General features: G+C 64.9%; 18 protein-coding genes. 8 read left to right on the top strand and 10 right to left on the bottom strand.

Translation table 11 applies throughout. The features are described 5' to 3' along the window. Nucleotides 1-9: 9 nt before the first annotated feature. The 7 genes from ccmE (at nt 10) to RHOOR87_RS0103610 (ending at nt 6,459) form a co-directional block, all read left to right on the top strand. Nucleotides 10-459 (top strand): cytochrome c maturation protein CcmE, encoded by a 450-nt coding sequence (gene ccmE / locus RHOOR87_RS0103640; RefSeq protein WP_007508984.1) that lies wholly within the window; start codon nt 10-12, stop codon nt 457-459. 108 nt (nt 460-567) lie between these two features. Then, the gene (locus RHOOR87_RS0103635) at nt 568-2,547 is read left to right on the top strand and encodes a heme lyase CcmF/NrfE family subunit (RefSeq protein ID WP_027484276.1); all 1,980 of its coding nucleotides are present in this window, start codon (nt 568-570) and stop codon (nt 2,545-2,547) included. After that, complete coding sequence (locus RHOOR87_RS0103630) at nt 2,544-3,086, top strand: DsbE family thiol:disulfide interchange protein (RefSeq protein WP_027484275.1); 543 nt, start codon at nt 2,544-2,546, stop codon at nt 3,084-3,086. The genes RHOOR87_RS0103635 and RHOOR87_RS0103630 overlap by 4 nt, the downstream gene beginning before the upstream one ends. A gap of 140 nt (nt 3,087-3,226) precedes the next feature. Beyond that, nucleotides 3,227-3,667, top strand: a complete 441-nt coding sequence (locus RHOOR87_RS0103625) for a cytochrome c-type biogenesis protein (protein ID WP_027484274.1) — start codon at nt 3,227-3,229, stop codon at nt 3,665-3,667. Next, a complete protein-coding gene (locus RHOOR87_RS0103620; RefSeq protein ID WP_027484273.1) occupies nt 3,664-4,716 on the top strand; it encodes a tetratricopeptide repeat protein in 1,053 nt (350 codons plus the stop codon). Before RHOOR87_RS0103625 ends, RHOOR87_RS0103620 begins: the two co-directional genes overlap by 4 nt. Nucleotides 4,717-4,718: 2 nt before the next feature. Continuing rightward, nucleotides 4,719-5,828 (top strand): homoserine O-acetyltransferase, encoded by a 1,110-nt coding sequence (locus RHOOR87_RS0103615; RefSeq protein WP_027484272.1) that lies wholly within the window; start codon nt 4,719-4,721, stop codon nt 5,826-5,828. A gap of 49 nt (nt 5,829-5,877) precedes the next feature. Then, nucleotides 5,878-6,459, top strand: a complete 582-nt coding sequence (locus tag RHOOR87_RS0103610) for a cysteine dioxygenase family protein (protein ID WP_027484271.1) — start codon at nt 5,878-5,880, stop codon at nt 6,457-6,459. A gap of 713 nt (nt 6,460-7,172) precedes the next feature. Here RHOOR87_RS0103610 and RHOOR87_RS0103605 read toward each other — a convergent pair. Further along, the gene (locus tag RHOOR87_RS0103605) at nt 7,173-8,477 is read right to left on the bottom strand and encodes a hypothetical protein (protein WP_027484270.1); all 1,305 of its coding nucleotides are present in this window, start codon (nt 8,475-8,477) and stop codon (nt 7,173-7,175) included. Between the two features lie 442 nt (nt 8,478-8,919). Between RHOOR87_RS0103605 and RHOOR87_RS0103600 the strand changes: the two genes are divergently transcribed. Next, the gene (locus tag RHOOR87_RS0103600) at nt 8,920-10,560 is read left to right on the top strand and encodes a hypothetical protein (protein ID WP_155950911.1); all 1,641 of its coding nucleotides are present in this window, start codon (nt 8,920-8,922) and stop codon (nt 10,558-10,560) included. A 348-nt stretch (nt 10,561-10,908) separates the two neighbouring features. On the opposite strand, the gene RHOOR87_RS0103595 is transcribed toward RHOOR87_RS0103600, so the two are convergent. The 9 genes from RHOOR87_RS0103595 to trbE all read right to left on the bottom strand — a co-directional run bounded on the left by RHOOR87_RS0103595 (nt 10,909) and on the right by trbE (nt 19,983). Then, the gene (locus RHOOR87_RS0103595) at nt 10,909-11,808 is read right to left on the bottom strand and encodes a hypothetical protein (RefSeq protein ID WP_027484268.1); all 900 of its coding nucleotides are present in this window, start codon (nt 11,806-11,808) and stop codon (nt 10,909-10,911) included. Nucleotides 11,809-11,936: 128 nt separating this feature from the next. Beyond that, nucleotides 11,937-12,194, bottom strand: coding sequence for a DUF2274 domain-containing protein (locus tag RHOOR87_RS0103590; RefSeq protein ID WP_027484267.1), 258 nt, complete (start codon nt 12,192-12,194; stop codon nt 11,937-11,939). Next, nucleotides 12,191-13,483 (bottom strand): TrbI/VirB10 family protein, encoded by a 1,293-nt coding sequence (locus RHOOR87_RS0103585; protein ID WP_027484266.1) that lies wholly within the window; start codon nt 13,481-13,483, stop codon nt 12,191-12,193. The genes RHOOR87_RS0103590 and RHOOR87_RS0103585 overlap by 4 nt, the downstream gene beginning before the upstream one ends. Continuing rightward, complete coding sequence (gene trbG / locus RHOOR87_RS0103580; RefSeq protein WP_051357923.1) at nt 13,470-14,477, bottom strand: P-type conjugative transfer protein TrbG; 1,008 nt, start codon at nt 14,475-14,477, stop codon at nt 13,470-13,472. The genes RHOOR87_RS0103585 and trbG overlap by 14 nt, the downstream gene beginning before the upstream one ends. Then, complete coding sequence (gene trbF / locus RHOOR87_RS0103575) at nt 14,474-15,181, bottom strand: conjugal transfer protein TrbF (protein ID WP_027484264.1); 708 nt, start codon at nt 15,179-15,181, stop codon at nt 14,474-14,476. The genes trbG and trbF overlap by 4 nt, the downstream gene beginning before the upstream one ends. 12 nt (nt 15,182-15,193) lie before the next feature. After that, nucleotides 15,194-16,537, bottom strand: coding sequence for a P-type conjugative transfer protein TrbL (trbL, locus tag RHOOR87_RS0103570; RefSeq protein WP_027484263.1), 1,344 nt, complete (start codon nt 16,535-16,537; stop codon nt 15,194-15,196). Beyond that, nucleotides 16,534-16,827 carry a hypothetical protein gene (locus RHOOR87_RS0103565; protein ID WP_027484262.1) on the bottom strand — a complete coding sequence of 98 codons (294 nt, stop codon included), beginning with the start codon at nt 16,825-16,827 and terminating at the stop codon, nt 16,534-16,536. The genes trbL and RHOOR87_RS0103565 overlap by 4 nt, the downstream gene beginning before the upstream one ends. Before the next feature lie 4 nt (nt 16,828-16,831). Next, complete coding sequence (gene trbJ, locus RHOOR87_RS0103560; protein ID WP_027484261.1) at nt 16,832-17,560, bottom strand: P-type conjugative transfer protein TrbJ; 729 nt, start codon at nt 17,558-17,560, stop codon at nt 16,832-16,834. Further along, on the bottom strand, nt 17,557-19,983 hold the full coding sequence (gene trbE, locus RHOOR87_RS0103555) for a conjugal transfer protein TrbE (protein ID WP_027484260.1): 2,427 nt from the start codon (nt 19,981-19,983) through the stop codon (nt 17,557-17,559). The genes trbJ and trbE overlap by 4 nt, the downstream gene beginning before the upstream one ends. Nucleotides 19,984-19,991: the final 8 nt, after the last annotated feature.

The raw sequence follows: 19,991 nt of genomic DNA, 5'->3' as shown, positions 1-19,991 counted from the left end.
ACCATGCCCATGAATCCCACCCGCAAGCGCCGGCTCACCATCGTGCTGGCCATCCTCGCCGCGGCGGCTATTGCGGCCGTGCTGGTCGTGCTCGCGCTGCAGAACAACATGAACTACCTGCTCACCCCGAGCCAGGTGCAGTCGGGCGAGGCGGCCAGCTACCACACGTTCCGCCTCGGCGGCATGGTCAAGGCCGGCTCGATCCAGCGCTCCGGCGATTCGCTCAAGGTCACCTTCACCGTGGTCGATGCCGGCGGCGCGATGCCGGTGGAGTACACCGGCATCCTGCCCGACCTGTTCCGCGACAACCAGTCAGTGATCGCCACCGGCCACATGGACGGCGCCCGCTTCGTCGCTACCGAAGTGCTGGCCAAGCATGACGAAACCTACATGCCGAAGGAACTCAAGGACGCCATGGCGAAGGCGCACGAGCATAAGGGCATCGAGAATCGGGAGTAGGAAAACGGAAAAGCTTCGCAAACCGTCCCCTGCCCACCGCGCCATCGCACATAACGCCATGCTTCCGACACATCCCGAATTCCGTATCCCGAACCCCGGCACCCAATCATGACCCCCGAACTCGGCCAGCTCGCGTTGATCCTCGCCATGCTGCTGGCGCTGGCGCAAAGCATCCTGCCGCTTATCGGCGCCTGGCGCGGCAATCGCGCGCTGATGGCGGTCGCGCGCCCGGCGGCGGCCGGCCAGGCGGTGTTCGTCGCCATGGCGTTCGTCATTCTGGCGTGGGCGTTCCTGCGCTTCGACTTCTCGGTGCAGTACGTGGCCGACAACTCGAATCTGGCGCTGCCGTGGTACTACCGCATCGCCGCGGTGTGGGGCGCGCACGAGGGCTCGCTGCTGCTGTGGATCCTGATCCTCAATGTGTGGACGATGGCATTGGTCACGTTCAGCCAGAAGCTGCCCGAGGTGTTCGCCTCGCGCGTGATCGCGGTGATGGGGCTGATCGCGGTGGGCTTCCTCGCCTTCATCATCTTCACTTCCAACCCGTTCGGGCGGCTGCTGCCGATGCCGGGCGACGGCGCGGATCTGAATCCGGTGCTGCAGGATCCGGGCATGACCATGCACCCGCCGATGCTGTACATGGGCTACGTCGGCTTCTCGGTGGCGTTCGCGTTCTCGATCGCCGCCCTGCTCGGCGGCGAGCTGGAGCAGGCATGGGTGCGCTGGGCGCGGCCCTGGACGAACCTGGCCTGGGCCTTCCTCACCTGCGGCATCGTCGCCGGCAGCTGGTGGGCCTATGCCGAACTGGGTTGGGGCGGCTGGTGGTTCTGGGACCCGGTGGAGAACGCCAGCTTCATGCCCTGGCTGGTCGGTGTGGCGCTGATCCATGCGCAGGCCGTGACCGAAAAACGCGGCTCGCTGCGCGCCTGGACCATCCTGCTGTCGATCTTCGCGTTCTCGTTGTCCCTGCTAGGCACCTTCCTGGTGCGCTCGGGCGTGCTCACCTCGGTGCATGCGTTCGCCTCCGACCCGCGCCGCGGCGTGTTCATCCTGGCCTTCCTGACCATCGTGGTCGGCGGCTCGCTGCTGCTGTATGCGCTCCGGGCACCGAAGGTGCTAGGCGGCAAGCCGTTCCAGGTGGTGTCGCGCGAAACCGCGCTGCTGATCAGCAACCTGATGTTCGCGGTGGCCGCGGCGATGGTGCTGCTGGGCACGCTGTTCCCGCTGATCGGCGACGCGCTGAACCTGGGCCGGATCTCGGTCGGCCCGCCCTACTTCGGCTTCCTGTTCCCGTTGCTGATGCTGCCGGTGGTGCTGCTGCTGCCGTTCGGCCCGTTCCTGCGCTGGGGCAAAGGCGACATGCCGGTGCTGAAGCAGTTGCTGTTGCGTGCCGGCATTGCTGCCGCGGCCTGCGCGATCGTGGCGGCGTTCCTGGTCGACGGCCAGCCGAAGGCGATCGCCGGCGTGGCGGCGCTGGTCTGGCTCACCGTCGGCGTGCTGCTGTACGCGCTCAAGCGCTGGCGCGAGATGCCGCGCGGGCGCCGTTACCCGGCCGAGATGGCCGGCATGCTGCTGGCGCACCTGGGAGTGGGCGTGTTCGTGGCCGGCGTGCTGCTGTCCGAGTCGCTCAGCGTGACCCGCGACGTGCGCATGGCACCAGGCGAGAGCCAGCGCATCGGCAGCTACGACTTCCGCTTCGACGGCGTGCACCACACCACCGGGCCGAACTGGACCGCCGACCAGGGTACGGTCACGGTCATCCGCAACGACAAGACGCTCGCCGTGATGCACCCGCAGAAGCGCACCTACCCGCGCGGCCAGGTGCAGACCGAATCGGCGGTGGATGCCGGCGTCACCCGCGACCTGTACGTGGCGCTGGGCGAGCCGATGGACGCGAACGACATCGAGGGCGCCTGGGCGCTGCGGCTGTACTACAAGCCGTTCGTGCGCTGGATCTGGGCCGGCGGCCTGCTGATGATGCTGGGCGGCCTGGTCTGCGCCACCGACAAGCGCTTCCGCCTCAAGCGCAGCGCCGCCGCCAAGGCCCCCACGGCCGACGGCCTGCTGGTACGGGAAACGCGCGCATGAGCCGGCTGCTACCCTTCATCGGTTTCATGCTGCTGGTCGGGCTGTTCGGCTTCGGCATCTGGTGGAACACCCAGCACGACCCGAACGCGATTCCGACGCCGCTGCTGAACAAGCCGGCGCCCGCGTTCAACCTGCCCAAGCTGTACGAGCCCGCGCAGACGGTCAGCAAGGCCGACCTGCTGGGCAAGCCCTACCTGCTCAACGTGTTCGCCAGCTGGTGCATCGAATGCGGCGTGGAGCACCCGGTGCTGACCGCCGAAGGCCCGACCCTGGGCGTGCAGCTGGTCGGCTACAACTACAAGGACGCCCCGGACGACGCCAAGGGCTGGCTGGCCAAGCACGGCAACCCGTACGACCTGCTGATCGCCGACGAACCCGGCCACACCGCGATCGACTTCGGCGTGTACGGCGCGCCGGAGAGTTTCCTGATCGATGCCAAGGGCGTGATCCGCTACAAGCACATCGGCCCGCTGACCCAGGACGTGGTGGCGAAGGAACTCAAGCCGGCGATCGCGGCGATGCTGAAGGAGGCGCCGTGATGCGCCACCGCCCTTGTAGGAGCCCGCTTGCGGGCGATGCTCCTGCTTTTGCAGAGCCCGGCTCTCAACAGACTAACGTCTGGCCATCCCAAATCCCGAATCCCGTGAAGAGGGCATCGCCCGCAAGCGGGCTCCTACGGATGATCTTCGTGGTGTTGCTGGCGTTCATCGGTGTCGCGCACGCGCAGGCGATCGAGCCGATGCCGTTCCGGGACCACGCGCAGGAGCTGCGCTTCCAGCACCTCACCCACCAGCTGCGCTGCCCGATGTGCCAGAACGAGACGCTGGCCGATTCCAACGCGCCGATCGCGCGCGACCTGCGCAACCAGATCTTCCGGATGATGCAGCAAGGCAAGAGCGACGAGCAGATCAAGCAGTACCTGGTCGCGCGCTATTCCGACTTCGTGCTGTACGACCCGCCGCTGAGCGCGCGCACCTGGCTGCTCTGGTTCGGCCCGCTGCTGATCCTGCTCGGCGGGGCCGGCGTGGTACTGGTGGCGATCCGCCGGCGCAACCGCCCCGGCAGCAGTACTGAAGCACCGGCCGACAAGGGGCCGATCGACAACGGGGACGACTGGTGAAGACCGCTTTTCTGATTGCCGCCACCGCGATGGTCGCGGTGGCGCTGGCCGTGCTGTTGCTGCCCCTGCTGCGCCAGGGGCGCCGCGACGGCCGCCCGCGCGGCGTGTTCGCCGTGGCCCTGCTGATCGCGCTGGTGCTGCCGCTGGGCACCGGCGCGCTGTACCTGCTGGTGGGCACGCCGGCCGCGTTGAACGGGGTGACCGCCGCGACCACCGCGCCGATCAGCATGCAGCAGGCGCTGACCGAACTGCGCACGCACCTGAAGCAGCAGCCGGACGACCTGCAGGGCTGGATGCTGCTGGCGCAGACCAGCAGCGCGCTGCGCCAGCCAGCCGAGGCGCGCGATGCGTTCGACCAGGTGCTGCGGCTGGCCCCGAACGACGCCGAGGCGATGGTCGGCTGGGCCGAGAACGATTCGATGATGCGCAGCGACCACCTGATCGAAGGCCGTGCGCTGGAACTGCTGAAGCGTGCCGTGCAGCTGCACCCGGACAGCCAGCGCGGCCTGTGGCTGCTCGGCATCAGCGACTTCCAGCGCGGCGCCTACCGCGAGGCCGCCGCCACCTGGCGCCTGCTGCAGCCACAACTGGCACCGGGTTCGAACGTGGCCAAGGCGGTCGCCGAGCAGATCGCCGTGGCCGATGCCCGCGCCGGCGGCGCCCCCGCCGACGCGTCGAGCGCCGCCGCCGCTGCCGCGCCGCAGGGTGCCGCACTGCAGGTCCAGGTGACGCTGGCGCCCGCGCTGAAGGACAAGCTGGCACCGGGCGACGCCTTGTTCGTCTACGCCCGCGCACCGGACGGCCCGCCGATGCCGCTTGCCGTGGCCCGGCTCGACCCTGCCCAGCTGCCCACCACCGTCACCCTCTCCGACGCGATGGCGATGGCGCCGGCCTACCGGCTGTCCTCGGTCCAGCGCGTCTTCGTCGGCGCGCGGATCAGCCACAGCGGCCAGCCGGTCGCCCAGCCCGGCGACCTGGAAGGCGACGCCGGCGTGGTTGCGGTGGACAGCAAGACGCCGGTCAGGATCAGCATCGACAAGGTGCACTGACGATGGGCGACGCACGCCGCTATTTCGCCCTGCCCTCGCCGTTCCCGATGAAGCGCGGCGGCCAATTGCACGGCGCGCACGTGGCCTACGAGACCTGGGGCACGCTGAACGCGGCGCGCGACAATGCCGTACTGGTGCTGACCGGGCTCTCGCCCAGCGCACACATGACCTCCTGCGAGGAGGACCCCTCGCCGGGTTGGTGGCAGGAGATGGCCGGCCCCGGCAAGGCCATCGACACCACGCGCTGGTTCGTGATCTGCGTGAACTCGCTGGGCAGCGACAAGGGCTCGACCTGTCCCGCCTCGATCGATCCGGCCACCGGCGAAGCGTACCGGCTGAGCTTCCCCGAGCTGGCGCTGGAAGACGTCGCCAGCGCGGCGCATGCCGTGGTCGGCAGTCTGGGCATCACCCGTCTGGCCTGCCTGATCGGCTGCTCGATGGGCGGCATGAGCGCGCTGGCCTACATGCTGCTGCACCCCGGCAGCGTGCGCACGCACATCAGCGTGGATACCGCACCGCAGGCGCAGCCGTTCGCCATCGCGATCCGCTCGCTGCAGCGCGAGGCGATCCGCCTCGACCGGCACTGGAACGAGGGCGTCTACGACGACGACAACTACCCCGACATCGGCATGAGCATCGCGCGCAAGCTCGGCGTGATCACCTACCGTTCCGCCATGGAATGGAACGGCCGCTTCGCGCGAATTCGGCTCGACCCCGAGCAGCGCGAAGACGAGCCGTTCGGCCGCGAGTTCCAGGTGGAGTCCTACCTCGAAGGCCACGCCCGCCGCTTCGTGCGCCACTTCGATCCGAACAGCTACCTGTACCTGTCGCGCGCCAGCGACTGGTTTGACATCGCCGAGTACGGCCACGGCAGCGTGCTGGAAGGTCTCAAGCGCATCCACATCGAGCAGGCGATGGTGATCGGCGTCAGCACCGACATCCTGTTTCCGCTGCAGCAGCAGGAGCAGATCGCCGAAGGCCTCGAAGCGGCCGGCGCCCGGGTGGAATTCGTGGCGCTGGATTCGCCGCAAGGTCACGACGCGTTCCTGGTCGACATCGACAACTACAGCCGCGCCATCGGCGGCTTCCTGAACCGGCTGCCGGCTTCCTGATTCCAGCGCTGCTAAGATCCATCCCGTCACGCACCATCCCGAGATCATCATGCTTACCCTGGATTTCCCCGGCAGCCGCACCCTGATCGACGCGATCGACGCCGCCGTGGTCAAGCCGACCACCCACGAGCTCACCGACAGCCTGCGCCACAGCCTGTGCAAGCTGATCCGCGACAACGCCGTCACCCTGCCCGAGTGCGTGTTCGAGGCCAACCCCGACCATTACGCCCGCCGCGAGCTGTACCGCAGCGAGGAACACGGCTACTGCGTGGTGGCGATGACCTGGGGGCCAGGCCAGGGCACGCCGATCCACGACCACGACGGCATGTGGTGCGTCGAGGGCGTGTGGAACGGCGCACTGGAAATCGTGCAATACGAGCTGCTGGAGCACGACGCGCAGCGCTACTGCTTCCAGCCGGTCGGCTCGATCCAGGCCGGCGCCGGCTCGGCCGGCAGCCTGATCCCGCCGCACGAATACCACAGCATCCGCAACCCCAGCGACAGCGGGGTCACCGTCAGCCTGCACGTCTATTCCGGCCCGATGACCCGCTGCTCGGTGTTCCAGCCGCTGCCGGAAGACCGCTGGTACGGCCGCGACGTGCGCCAGCTGGGTCTCGACCGCGTGCACTGAACCCGGCATAATCGCCTGCTCGCACATGCCGGTGTGGCGGAATGGTAGACGCGGCGGACTCAAAAATAGGCGCTTGTAGCTATGGTTAGTTTGGGTTCATCGTCCGCCAAGCCGCATCAGGCAAGGGGTTGAACGAAGTATCGGCTCTTGATCGAAAAGTACACTTTTCGCATCAGGAACCAAACAGGAGCCAGGGCGATGCAGACTGGTTCCAAGCGAGTAGTAGAAGGTAGTGCTGTAAGATTGCGTCACGCCCGAGTGGTGGAATTGGTAGACGCAGAGGACTCAGACCAAATTTGAGCCCTCTTGGAGAAATCCTTGAGGTGAAGCCCGTCAAACTCGGTGAAGGCCCTGGACGCAAGTCCGAGCTAATGCCGAGCCAAGCCCAGGCCGAAAGGTGTGGGAAGGTGTAGAGAGCAGACGGCGGGCACCTACGGCAAAGCGGTCACACGCAGTGCTATGGTGAAGGCGTGCTCCAGACCACGAACGCCCTGCCCCGTGCAGGACGGCGGCGAAAGCCGAAGTGGGAAGAAAATCCTCCGCCGCAAGGCTTGTCGGTTCGAGTCCGACCTCGGGCACCAATTCAAAAGCCGTCCCTGTTAGACAGGGGCGGCTTTTTCTTCTGTGAAGATATGGCTTCTGCACTGGTCGCACCGCTTCGAAATGGGATTCCATTTGCACCTCTCGACTTCATCTATGGACCACCGCGCTCCTTAGCTTCCGAGGTCCTCTCCCCCGTCATTGCCCTGCTGTCCATCATCTGGCCACCACGCAGGAGGCCACGCCTTCCATGACGGGACCGTGAGGCAGCGCTCCAAGATCTCATCTACAGGACTGCGGCGGGACAATTCCTCGCGCACGACACGCACCCAAACAGCCGCCCGCTCGCCCAAGGGCTCGCGAAGATCCGGCGCCCGCTTCTCCAGTCGATCCAGGAAAGCCTGCAACCGGCTGACGCGGGCATCCGCATCCATCATCAGGAAAGCCTGCTTCAACTGCTCGGCCTTGGCCTCCCTCTGGCATTGTTTGCGTGCCTCTAATGCCGCTGCCTTCTCTGCTTCGATTTCCCTCGCCTTCCGGTCCCGGCGCAGTTGCGGCTGCAGGCATGCCAGCTGGAAAGCCGTACGTACGATCTCGTCGACCTGGCCCTGCAGCTTTTCGCTGGATCCCTTCCACTCCCTGCGTGCCTGGTACTCTGTACCGGAGATACTAAAGATGAAATTCCCCGAGGGCCGCATTTCGTATTCGCTCGCCCAGGACGTCTCCTTCTTCCGTGCAGCAAACTCCTTCGGGGAAAGCCGGATGCGCCTATAGCCCTCGGAAAACCTGATGGTGAGCACCTCTCCCTTGAAGTGCATCTCGACAACAGGAGTTGTAGCGGGTTGGCCAGCGTGTGCGTCAGCCTCGCCCTCACGCCGCACGATCTTCATGGCTCCGGCAGCCAGCCCGCCCAGCACTGTGGCATGGAACCGCAGGATCCAGTCCATGGGTTCCAGAGACGCAGTGATATCAAGGCACCCCTTTCGAACCAGGCTGTATCGTCCGTGCTGCTCCCCTGGAAGCCAGTCGCCAGGATCGTCGGACCGCCATGCGCCGGACCGCCCCTGCTTCCACTTCTCGATCAACCCGGGAAGCCGGTCGCAATATCGCTGCGTGGCCTTCACCAACGGATGTGTCTGCTCGAGGTCCGTGGCAAACGCAAGCGGTGGCAGGTCCCGAGCGAACGGAGCCTGCTCCTGCAGTGCCGCACTGCGACGTTCTTCCGCTGCCTGCTGCCGCGCAATCTCTTCCGGATCGTGGGTCGCGAGCTGCACCGCCACATCCAGTTCCGGGGCCGGCAGAGGAAGCCTCGGTGGATGCTGTCCTGCCTTGAGCTTGGCCCAGTAGCCGCGTGGAGGGACCGGGATGGCGTGCCGGCGACAGGCCTTTGCCAAGCCGACATCCGATATCCCGAGCTCGGCCGCCAGCCGGGTCATCGGCACCGACCACACCTTCTGGTACAGGTCACTACGCTTCATGACTCCCCCAGATACCCGCCCCAGCCGTACATATCTTGATCGCGTGATCCGTCAGGTAATTGGAATCACTATCCAGTGCGCGAAGGAAGCCGCCAAGGGTAATATCGAGAGCTTGGCCGCGCCGGCGTGGCGTCAACATCATCCCCACGCGCTTACCGGAGATGGTACAAACCCGCCTCCGTATCGAGTAGCGATCGACGATACGTTCACTCCCACTGCCCCGTTGCAGGGCCATAAGCTACAGGGATTCGGCGTGCAGATGAACGAATCAACGCTGTTCTTCAGATTCCCAAAGAACGCGAATGCAAGAAATCATGCGCCGGTGAGGACGGGAAGATCGCCGCGCACGTCGCGCAGCGTCGTGACGATATCGTCCAATACGGAGCGAGCGTACGCTTACTATTTATCTATGGAGTGGATGCGGAACGGAGGAAAGAGCGCCATGAAGTTTTCACGACTCAACCGCTATCGAACCGGCGGCACCAGCAGTCATATGCGACTCAGCCTGCCTGTGCCACGTACTCCCGATGGTCGCATCTATCGCTTCTCACCGAATGAAACTGCACATCCCCGCCATTTTGTGCTCGGCCAAGTCGTTGCCGACATACCTTTGACGGATGCGCTGCGTGCAAGGATGAAGCTGGAGCCGCGAATGAAGCAGACGGTGTGCCCTTACAGCGGCACCGTTGCCGACGACGACGCCTTCAGGCATCCCGACGACGTCAAAGCCGCCGTGGAACTGGTCAAGCACGAAGCGGCCCAGGACGTCCAGGATGCTCTCGCCGAAATGCTCAAGGACGTCTTCGGCGGGAGATCAAGCAGAGGCCCGATCCGGATCACCGCAAGCGTCAAACAGAGCACCCCTCAGCCGAAGCCGCGCTTTACTCGCCAGGACCTCATGCGCGAACTGGTTTGTGACCATTGCGGCCGCGACTATGGCGTCTTCGCGATAGGTCTTTTCTGCCCGGACTGCGGCGCCCCGAATTTGAGACTTCATTTCCTGCGCGAAGTCGAACTGGTCGACGGTCAGGTATCGCTCGCCGAAAGCATCGGCACCGAAAACGAGGAGCTCGCCTATCGCCTCTTGGGCAATGCCCATGAAGACGTCCTCACCGCATTCGAGGCGACGCTGAAAACCGTCTATCTCCATGGAAAGGCGAAGGTCGATACTACCGGTCCGGCCCCGAAAGTCGGCAACGATTTCCAGAACGTCGACAAGACACTAAAGCGGTTCTGGGAGCTCGGAATCGACCCGTTCAAAGATCTCACGGAGCCCGAGCTCGCCGCATTGAAGCTCAACATCCAGAAGCGCCATATCATCGGTCACAACCTGGGTGTCGTGGACGACAAGTTCGCGATGCACGCGAGTGACGCCAAGGTCGGTGAGACCGTGCAGCTCGTTGGCGAGGACATCAGGCAATTTGCCGCGATCAGCCAGAAAGTCACCGACAGGCTCGACAGCTGGCTGGGCGGCTCGCCATCGCCGACGATCGATCAGTCGCCGTTGCTCCTCACTATCAAGGAGCCGACCATGAATCCGGATGATCCGAAGAACCTCATGGCACTCGATCTCCAGATCTCATTGCTCGCACGCAAGATCGGCGTCTGGGTCGCTGAGAACTGTTCCGACGGTCAGCACGACTTCGTCGATGTCGAAAAGCTTCAATCCGCCTTCAGCGAAAACACCGAAGGAGAGCTCAAGGAAGCGATCGCCGAACTTGAGATGGACGGCTTCGTAGAAACAAGCCGCATGCTCGGTGGCGGCTTGCCGCATTTCCACCCAACACTTGACCTCTACTTGACGTTCGATGGGCCAGCGTTCGATCGCGATCCGCTCGCAGATGTGGCTCGGGTCGGCGAGTTGGCGTTGTCAGGTCCGGAGAGTGTGAGCGCCGAGACGATCCTTGAGCAAACCGGCTGGGAAGTGCGCCGATTCAATCCGGCGTTCGAACGTGTGGCTTCTGAGGTTCCGGACGGTCGTGTCAGCCGTGAGTTCGGAACGCTATTCACGGTACCTTACTTTCATCTGCTGCCGGAGGATCGGGTACGTGTGAAACGCTTGATCTCGCGCTTGCGCGGCTGAGCTGCGGAGCTTGGCCTCGATCCGATATAACTCATGGTCAAACTTGTAGTGCATTCATGGAGGTGCGACCTCCAACGGATCTCACCGTAGACCAGCGCTCGCTTCTCCCCAAATAAAGGAGCGCAGCGCTATCTCTCCACTCGATCATCAACAGATCGCCTAAACCCGCGTGGTTAAAGGAATTGGCTGTGATCAACATGAGGCTTTACCGTCGGCTTTACCGTCACTTTTACCGTCGGAGGCGCACATCTTTTTCTGGCGCGAGAGATGGAGCGACTTGCGCGGCAACGACTCCAGCAACGCCATCGTCAATCGTGGCAAAGCATACCTCACCGCAGAAGCTGCTGCTTAACCCAACCCATAGAACTTGCTCAATGCCGAAGCCAGCACACCACCGGCCGTCGCCACGCTTATTTCCCATCCACCGGAAGCAGCCAAAGCAACCATCTTGCCGACCCATGCACTCACTTGTGGGCCAAAGCCTTTTCCAGGATGCGGCTCAGCGTCGTTGCGCACGGCCTGCTCCAGTTCCCGGATCTCAGCATCTTCAACGCCTTGGTCAGCCAGGTAACGTGCGAGCGAAGAGAAGTCTGACGCTGTGACGTGTTGCGTATTGGTCTGAGTTACCGAACCACTTTCCACATTACCCAGGATGCCCTGAAAGTTTTCGATACGGATGTTCTGACTGTGCATGGCTGCCTGTTTCTCGCTCGCGGAAAATGAAAGCCCGTCTCCCAAGATGCCCTCCGCTTCCAGCGAGAGCGACCATTCCAAAATGCGTGTGCGAACGGTATGGAGGATGGCCATCAGCTTGTTGGCACCGATCACACGCAATGGTCTCAGTGGGGCAAAGCCATCCTGCATCGACATCAGTACGCGTTCTTGCTCAGGCGAAAAATAGAAAACGAGATGACCCTTTTGCGAGCCCTCAATCAACTGCTGGATGGACGCCACTGACTCCGTCACATGAACTTGCGTGATTGTCTCGTGCAGATCCTGAGGCACCAGAAAAGGTTGCAGCCCATGGAAAGGGTTCTGAACCCGCAAGTCCCCGTGAACAAGGCGGTAGTCAGGCAGTGACTGATGGGTGGCTCCTGCGTAGCCATTCAGTTCAGCGAGAATCCACCTACGGAACTCGGACAGATTTAGTTTTGTCGCAACCATCAGCGCCTTGCGGAGCAAGTCGCTGACATCGTGATCGCTACTCGACGCCAGCTCCTGGAGCTGGATGACAATGGGCTGAGCCATGAAAGCGCGTTATCTCCAAGGTCGATTAGCGGCGTTCACCAGCCAACGTTCCGCCAATCCACAAGAATAACAGCGCCGTACTCCAAACATCGTAGTTACGATACGTAAATCTGCTTCCTTCCTCGCCCCTATGAGATGTTCGTGCGAGAGGAACTCCGGCTGCCCTCTCCCCTGCCCCGCCGAAACCACCTATCCCCCGCCATGAACGTTTCCAGCATGTACGGGATCAACGTCACCGCATCGACCGCCTCGCCGTAGGTCTGCGCATGCAAGGCCGCGTAGCGGTCTAGGTCAGCCTTGAGGCCAACCGGACACACGAAGGTTAGTTTGAGGGTTTCTGTATTCGGTAGCGGCCCAAGCCGTAGCTTCTTCGTGGACGTGCTCATGGCATAGGTCCTCTCTGAATAAAGAGCGGTTGGTACGGCCGTAGCACCAGATCCTTGTTGACCATCACGTCCAGCGGGAAGCCCGGCCGCACCGTCAGCGTCGGCTGAATGCTGAGGTTGCGTCGAGTGATTTCCTGGCCGACTTGATTGGCTGTGTCCTGTGCGCTGTCGCGCAAGGCGACGACCGTGTTGCCGTTGACGTTGCCCTCGTTCGAGACGGCCAGCTCCGAGCTGACGCCGAGCATCGTGGACAGCGCCGCGCCGGCCAGGATGCGGCCCCAATGCCAGTCCACACCATCCTCCAGGCCGGCGTAGCCGGCTGGGTCGATGCCGGGCAGTTTGTCCAGCGCGATCGACGAGGTATCCGGCAGCACCAGCCGCAACCAGACCAGCAGCACGCGCCGCTGGCCGAAGGCTATCTGGCTGTCATAGCGGCCGAGCAAGCGCGAGCCCTGCGGAATGAGCAGATAGCGACCGGTCGCCGTGTCGTACACCGGCTGCGTGACCTCGGCGATGATCTGCCCTGGCAGGTCGGAATTGATGCCCGTCACCAGCGCCGCCGGGATTACGGTGCCGGCCATCACCGTGTACGGCGAAGCCGCTGCCTGCAAGGTGCCCGTGTTACTGGTGGCGGCGTTGCCGCCTTTGGTCAGGAACGCCTCCTTCAGGTCCTGCCGGTTCTGGATCGCCGTCGGGTCGTTGGGCTGCGCCGCGGTGGATGCCGGCCCGGTGCCCATCGGATTGAACGGCCCGGCCGACGCATTCGGCATGGCCGGCACCTGGGCCACCGTCGTCGCCGCATCCGTTTTGCCCGTGGTGTTGCTGGTACGGAAGAACACCGACGAACGGGCGACTTCCTCGGCCTGGCGCTGCCGGTCGATGCTCTTGGCCGATGATCCCGGATTGGCCCCGCCGTTCGGCAGCGGTGACATGGCCGACGCCGCGCCCCAATCACCCGGTAGCGGCGGTCCGAGCTGTGGCACGCTGGCCGCCGGCACTGGGGCGGGCTTGGCAGGTAGCTTCGAGTAGTCTGCCGGCAACCGGTCCAGGTCGTCTGTCTTCGTCACGCGATCGACGTTGTACAACTCGGTTCGATCGGTGGAACCGCGCCGGCCCTTCGATTGCAGTGCCCACATCGATGCTCCGGCGACAGCGACCGCCAACACCGTGGTGGCGACCACCAGCGTGCGACGGTTCAACCGTGTCACCGGACGCGGTGCCGCCCGCAGTGCGACGCCCTCGGGCGTCACCTTCGGCGCGGACTGCGACTCGCGGTCAGTGGTGTCCATGCCCAGCTCCCACGGCCACGCCATCAGTACGTTCGATGCGCACCACGGTCGCTTTGTCTCCGCCCAGCCGCAGCTCGGCCGCGCCGAACAGGCGATCCACGATGTCGTAGGGTGCATGGAAGCGGTAGTTCACCAGCTCGCCCTTGCCGTCCGGCCCGACGACGAACAGCGGGGGCAGTTCACCTTGCGCAATGCCGGCCGGGAATTGGATATAGACGTGCTGCCCATCGTCGAACGCACGTACCGGCTTCCACGGCGGATTGTCCCCCGTGATCGCGTAGCGGAAGTGCAACTGATCCAGCGACAGGCCCGAGGCGGCCGGCGCCTGCGCATCGGTCGCTTGCGCCTGGGCCTGCAGCGCCAACATCTGGTCCTTCGGGTACTCCCACGACACCGAGGCCATCCACGCTTTCGGCGTGGAGGTGAGTTCCAGTAAATAAGTGCGTCGGCTTGTCGTGATGACGAGGTTGGTCTTGATCCCCACACGCACCGGCTTGACCATTACGGCCACGCGCCGGCTCACGCCGCTGCCGCTGGCCGTATCGCCCACGATCCATTGCACCGTATCGCCGGCGGCGACTGTGACCAACTCCTCACCCGGCTGCAACGAAACGACCGTCACCCGGTCCGGACTCGTATAGACCTGATAGAGCGCCCCGTCGGAGAACGGCCAGACCTGGATCGCGTTGATGTAACCCTCGCGCGTGGGTGCCACACTCGCCTCGGCGTTGGCCTGTTCGACGCGGGCCTTCGCGTCGGCCGGCTCGGGTGCCGGCGTGGCGTCGGCGGCCGTCGGCAGCGGCTTCATCTGGTCCGGCAGCGGCAAGGGCTTGGGCACCGTCACCACGGCGACCGGCTTGGGTGGTTCGGGCAGCGGCAGCGCCTTCACGGATTCATCCAGCGAGATCGTGGGCGGCGGTTTGCCTTGGGTGGCGCAACCAGCAAGTCCACCCAGCAGGGCGAGGTAGGCAATGACGGTGATGGCGTGTTTCATGGCTTCTTTGCTCCTTCCGGCACGTCCAGATCGCGGCTCCAGGACAGGCCGTTGATATAGATACCGAGGGGGTTGCGGCGCACCTGCTGCTCGGTGCGCGGCGTCTGCATGACGAGGGTGAGCATCGCGGTCCAGTGCTCGATGCCCGTGAGTGTGCCCTGGTGGTAGTGCTGCTCGGTCCAGCGCAACTGGAACGAGGTATCGCTGACCCTCACCACGCTGGTCACGTCCACGGATACGGAATCCTGGCCAACGTGGGCGAACGGATCGTGGGCACGCGCGTAGTCGTTCAAAGGCGTCGCACCGCGGTCGGTGGTGTAGCCGTAGGCTTCGAGCCAGTTCTGCCGCACCACCACCGGGTCGATCGACAGCGAGCGCACGTCGGTGATGAAGTGCGCCAGGTGATAGGCGATCTGCGCGTCGGTCGGCTTGTACGGTGTCACCGCCGCACCGACCGCACGCACCTGTCCTGCATGATCGACCTCGACTACGTAGGGCGTGACGCGCGACTGGCCAGACTGCCAAACCAGCCCAGCCGCCATCAGCACGGCGAGTCCCAAGCAGCCGCAGGCCATCAGCCGCCAGTTCTTCGCCTGCACGCGGGCGCTGCCGAGCCGTTCATCCCAGACCTGAGCGGCGGCCTGGTAAGGTGTGGCAGGCGCGGGTGACTCGCTGTAGCGCACGCCAGATCGTTTGAAACGCATCGTTCGCCTCCCTTACTCGTTCGAGGAATCGCGCAGCTCGGGGGCTGCGCCACCGCCGCCGTGATCGGCCGAGCGCACCACGTGCGCGGCGGTCGAGGCGCCGTGTGCCACGCGCTGGCGGCGTTGCAGCCGCTGCGCCCAGTCAGGCGCTTTGTCGTTGGGTGTGGGTGATGCGGCGGCGCCCGCCGCCGGTGCGCCGGGTGCTTCGCCGGCGGGTGAGCTTGAAGCAGGCGTGACACCGACCGCCGAGGCAACACGGTTCCGCACGGCGCGAGTGCCCGCTGCCATGCGCTGCCCAGCGGCTTGTGCGCCGCTGCGCGCGACGTTGGCCATGCCAGCGCCGAAGGCTCGCGCCCCGGTCGCGCCCGACGCCGCCGTGCCGGCGCGATACGCCGTGGCAGCGCCGCTGGCCGCGCGCACAGTGCCTACTGCCCCGCGCGCGGCCAGGCGTGTGCCGGCGGCGACGGCGGCACCGCCCGTCGCAACGGCTGCGCCGCCGGCGACGGCCAAGCCCGCGGCACCGAGTGCCGTGCCAGCCGCCGCCCCGGCACCGAGCTGCGGCGCACCGGACACCAGCCCCGTAGCAATACCTGGCCCGAAGATACCCAAGCCCAGCATCGTGAGCGAAGCCAGCATGATGGCGAGTACGTGGTTCAGCGACGGATCGGCGCCGGTCGGTGTCTGGAACTGCCCGAAGATCGTCGAGCCGATGCCGACGATCACGGCCAGCACCAACACCTTGACGCCCGCGGACACCACGTTGCCGAGCACCTTCTCGGCGAGGAACGCGGTCTTGTTCCAGAGCGCGAACGGCACCAGCACGAAGCCGGCCAGCGTGGTCAGCTTGAACTCGATCAGCGTCACGAAAAGCTGCACCGCCAGGATGAAGAAGCTGATGACCACGACGATCCACGCGAGGAGCAGCACCACGATCATGTCGAGGTTGCTGAAGACGGCCGTAAACCCGTGGGACATCGTGCCGAGCTGTTGCAGGATCGGCTGGCCGGCCCGGACGCCGATCTGGGCGAGGCGCCCGGGCTGCAGGAAGTCGCCAATGCGGACGGTCGAGCCGGCGGCGAGCAGCCCGAGACCCGCAAACGAACGGAACACGATGCCGGCCAGCGTGTTGAAGTTGCCGATGATGTAGGCGAAGGCGCCGATATAAAGCGTCTTGCGGATGAGCTTGGCCAGCACTTCCTCGCCACCCATCGCCCAGAACAGGCCCGCCAGCGTCATGTCGATGACGATCAGCGTGGCGCTCAGATACGCCACCTCGCCGTGCAGCAGGCCGAAGCCCGAGTCGATGTACTGCGAGAAGACGGCCAGGAACTGGTCGATGACGGAGATGTCGTTCATGGCCGTGTTCCGTCGTCGGACTGGTCGAAGCTCGCCGGAATCGGCGGCAGCGAGGCCAGCGTCTGGTATTCATCGGGGCCGCCGAGACCGAAGAAGAAGCGCTGCGCATAGGCCTCATCCACGAGGTCACACGTGGCATCGCCAACGCGTGCGTGCGCCACGGCACAGCGATGACGCAGGATGTAGAGCCGCTGCGGATTGTGGGCCAGCGCCTCCACTGTCAACACGGGGGTGTACCGGCCGCAGGCGGCCAGCACCACGACGACGGACAAGACGAGTGCGCGCGTCATGGCTTCAGTTGTCATAAAAGTTCACAGGCTGCGGTGTGTACTGCGGGCCGTTGCCGATGAAACGCGAACGCACCTGCTCGGCCTGCGCCTCGTCGGCCACTGCGCGGGCCTGATCCAGCGCCGCCGCGCGATCCTGCGAAACGGTGAGCTGCTGGGCCTGAATTTCTTGGCGCGCGATCAGTGCCAGCAATTGGTTGGTCGCCTGACTGGCCTGCAACCCACCGACCGCACCCTGACTTTGCGTGACCAGCCCGCTCAAAACGTTCTGGTCCGACAGCATGTTTTGCGCCGCCTGCGACTGCATCTGTGTGGCCGTCTGCAACGCCTGCACCGAGGTCTGCCAGCGCGCTTGCGCGTCCCGCACCATCTGGGTATGGCTGGTACCGGCGTCGTAGGACGACGGATACAGCCGGTTAAAGGTCGCCTGCGACTGCGCGACGTTGAAGGTCAATCCCTGCGCCCGCGTGATCAACTGGTTGGTGTTCGCCAATGTGGTGAGCAACTGCGACAGCGAGTTGTAGTTGAGGCTGGTGAGATTGCGACCCTGGTTGACCAGCATCGTCGCCTCGTTCTGCAACTGCTGGATCTGGTTGTCGATCTGTTGCAGTTCGCGCGCGGCGGTCATCAGGTTCTGCGAATAGTTCGCGACGTCGAACACCGCCCACTGCGCGAAGCTCGCGGATGAACACGTGAACAACACGGCCGCGGCGGCGGCCAGCCCGATCTTCTTCATGGCTGCATCTCCGGTAGCGAAGGAAACGAAGGGATGAGATCAGCGGCCCAATCGAGGCCGGCGTGGCGTAGCCAAGCGCCAGTGAACTCCGGCGCACTGGCGTCGAGCAGCACGCGGTCGATAGCGTGCTGGTCCTGGGGCGTCGAGGTGCCGGCGAAGGCCAGTGCGATAGGCCCGAGGTCGAGATCGAACAGGCGATTGCCCAGCCGCGACTGGTAGTAGTAGTCGCGCTTGGGCTGCGCGGTAGCGACGATATCGATCTGCCGGTTGTTCAGGCCGAAGCCCTCGTAAATCGTCCGTATCTGCGGCTCGGTGGCCTGCGGGTTCGGCAGGAAGATGCGGCTCGCGCAGCTCTCGATGATCGCGGGTGCGATGCTCGAATCCTTGATGTCGGCGAGCGACTGCGTGGCGAAGACGACGCTGACGTTCTTCTTGCGCAACGTCTTGAGCCACTGGCGGATGCGTGCCGCGAACACCGGGTCATCCAGGAACAGCCAGGACTCGTCGAGGATCAGCAGCGTCGGCGCGCCGTCGAACCGCTCCTCGAAGCGTGCAAAGAGGTAATGCAGCACGGCCAACACCGCGGCCTTGCTGTGCATCAGCTCCTCCATCTCGAAACCTTGCACGTCGGCGCGGCCCAAGCGGTCGTGATCGGCATCGAGCAACTTGCCGTGGGCGCCACCGAGCACGTAGGGCGCGAGCGCCTGGCGCAGCGCGTTCGATTGCAGCAGCACCGACAAGCCGGTCATCGTGCGTTGTTCCATCGGCGCGCCAGCGAGACTCCCCAGCGCCGACCAGATGGCCGCCTTCTCGTCGGGACCGATGGCCACGCCTTCGTGCGACAGGCGACCTTCGACCCATTCGCTGGCCCAGGTGCGATAACCCTCCTGGTCGATGCGCGCGAGCGGCTGGAACGCGATCGCGCCATCCGTGCCGAGGTCGTAGTGCTCCCCGCCGAGACCCAGGATGGTGGCGCGCATCGAGCGGCCCATGTCGAACGCGAAGATGCGCGCGCCGCGATAGCGCCGGAACTGCATCGCCAACACGGCCAGCAACACCGACTTGCCCATGCCAGTGGGGCCGACCACCAACGTATGACCCACATCACCGATGTGCGTGACCAACCGAAACGGCGTGGCGCCATCGGTGCGCGTGACGATCAGCGGCGGCCCATCGAGATGGGCGTTCTTCTCTTGTCCCGCCCACACCGCCGACACCGGCATCAGGTGCGCGAGGTTCAACGTCGAGATGATCGGCTGACGCACGTTGGCATAGGCATGACCCGGAATCGAGGACAGCCACGCTTCCACCGCATTGAGCGTTTCGGGAATCGTCACGAAGCCGCGGCCCTGGATGGCACGCTCGACCATGCGCAGCTTTTCGTCGGCGGCTGCCGCGTCGGCATCCATCACGGTGACGGTCGTGGTCACGTAACCAAAGGCCACCTGGTCGCTGCCCAATTCCTGCAGGGCGGCGTCGGCGTCGCTCGCCTTGTTGCTGGCGTCGGTATCGACCAGTGGCGATTCCTGCTGGAAGATCGTTTCGCGCAAGAGCGCGACAACGTTCTTGCGCTTGGCGAACCACTGCCGGCGCAACCGGCCCAACTCTCTCTCGGCCTCGGCCTTGTCCAGGCACAGGAAGCGCACGGACCAGCGGTACGCGAAACCAAGGCGATTGAGGTCATCGAGCATCCCCGGCCAGGTCGTCGTCGGGAAGCCTCGCACCGTCACCACACGCACATGCTGCTCGCCCAGCATCGGCGCCAGGCCACCCACGAGTGCGGTGTCGGCCAGCAGCGCGTCCAGGTGGAACGGCACCTCGGGCACGCCGATGGCATAGCGGCGCGTCGAAATGCAGCCGTGCAGGTAGGTCAACGTCTCGCTGTCGTCCAGCCACGCAATCTCCGGCATCATGCCGTCGAGCAGATCGAACACGCGGTCGGTTTCGGCGACAAAAGCGGTCAGCCGTTCGTGCCAGTCCACGCCGCGGGTCGGCGTGTTCTCGTAGAGCAGCTTGCCCGCGCGTGCCCGCGATTCCTCAGGCGGCAGGTACAGCAGTGTCAGGTAATAGGCGCTCTCGAAATGGCTGCCGGTTTCCTCGAACGCGGCGCGGCGTTCCTCGTCCACCAGCCAGGACAGCGGTTCGGGAAAGTCCGAGTGCGGATAGTCCGCGGCCGGCCGGCGTTCGGCCTCGATGAACAGCGCCCAGCCCGAGCCCAGCCGGCGCAGTGCATTGTTCAAGCGCGCGGTCGTGGCGATCAGTTCGCCCGACGTCGCGCTGTCCAGGTCCGGCCCGCGAAAGCGCGCGGTGCGCTGGAACGCGCCATCCTTGTCGAGCACCACGCCCCGCGCGACGAGCCCCGCCCACGGCAGCCAGTCCGCGAGCAGCGCGGGACGTTGGCGGTATTCGGCAAGGTGCAACATCGTATCGA

It is taken from the genome of Rhodanobacter sp. OR87 (assembly GCF_000473345.1).
Taxonomy (GTDB): Bacteria; Pseudomonadota; Gammaproteobacteria; order Xanthomonadales; family Rhodanobacteraceae; genus Rhodanobacter; species Rhodanobacter denitrificans.
This window is presented reverse-complemented; position numbering and strand designations above follow the sequence as displayed.

What these genes read in the sequence shown, in the direction of transcription:
- RHOOR87_RS0103585 (WP_027484266.1), bottom strand. Translation starts at nt 13,483, where the DNA reads ATGGACACCACTGACCGCGAGTCGCAGTCCGCGCCGAAGGTGACGCCC.
- trbG (WP_051357923.1), bottom strand. Translation starts at nt 14,477, where the DNA reads ATGAAACACGCCATCACCGTCATTGCCTACCTCGCCCTGCTGGGTGGA.
- RHOOR87_RS0103590 (WP_027484267.1), bottom strand. Translation starts at nt 12,194, where the DNA reads ATGAGCACGTCCACGAAGAAGCTACGGCTTGGGCCGCTACCGAATACA.
- trbF (WP_027484264.1), bottom strand. Translation starts at nt 15,181, where the DNA reads ATGCGTTTCAAACGATCTGGCGTGCGCTACAGCGAGTCACCCGCGCCT.
- ccmE (WP_007508984.1), top strand. Translation starts at nt 10, where the DNA reads ATGAATCCCACCCGCAAGCGCCGGCTCACCATCGTGCTGGCCATCCTC.
- RHOOR87_RS0103605 (WP_027484270.1), bottom strand. Translation starts at nt 8,477, where the DNA reads ATGAAGCGTAGTGACCTGTACCAGAAGGTGTGGTCGGTGCCGATGACC.
- RHOOR87_RS0103610 (WP_027484271.1), top strand. Translation starts at nt 5,878, where the DNA reads ATGCTTACCCTGGATTTCCCCGGCAGCCGCACCCTGATCGACGCGATC.
- RHOOR87_RS0103630 (WP_027484275.1), top strand. Translation starts at nt 2,544, where the DNA reads ATGAGCCGGCTGCTACCCTTCATCGGTTTCATGCTGCTGGTCGGGCTG.
- trbJ (WP_027484261.1), bottom strand. Translation starts at nt 17,560, where the DNA reads ATGAAGAAGATCGGGCTGGCCGCCGCCGCGGCCGTGTTGTTCACGTGT.
- RHOOR87_RS0103565 (WP_027484262.1), bottom strand. Translation starts at nt 16,827, where the DNA reads ATGACGCGCGCACTCGTCTTGTCCGTCGTCGTGGTGCTGGCCGCCTGC.
- trbL (WP_027484263.1), bottom strand. Translation starts at nt 16,537, where the DNA reads ATGAACGACATCTCCGTCATCGACCAGTTCCTGGCCGTCTTCTCGCAG.
- RHOOR87_RS0103635 (WP_027484276.1), top strand. Translation starts at nt 568, where the DNA reads ATGACCCCCGAACTCGGCCAGCTCGCGTTGATCCTCGCCATGCTGCTG.
- RHOOR87_RS0103595 (WP_027484268.1), bottom strand. Translation starts at nt 11,808, where the DNA reads ATGGCTCAGCCCATTGTCATCCAGCTCCAGGAGCTGGCGTCGAGTAGC.
- trbE (WP_027484260.1), bottom strand. Translation starts at nt 19,983, where the DNA reads ATGTTGCACCTTGCCGAATACCGCCAACGTCCCGCGCTGCTCGCGGAC.
- RHOOR87_RS0103600 (WP_155950911.1), top strand. Translation starts at nt 8,920, where the DNA reads ATGAAGTTTTCACGACTCAACCGCTATCGAACCGGCGGCACCAGCAGT.
- RHOOR87_RS0103625 (WP_027484274.1), top strand. Translation starts at nt 3,227, where the DNA reads ATGATCTTCGTGGTGTTGCTGGCGTTCATCGGTGTCGCGCACGCGCAG.
- RHOOR87_RS0103615 (WP_027484272.1), top strand. Translation starts at nt 4,719, where the DNA reads ATGGGCGACGCACGCCGCTATTTCGCCCTGCCCTCGCCGTTCCCGATG.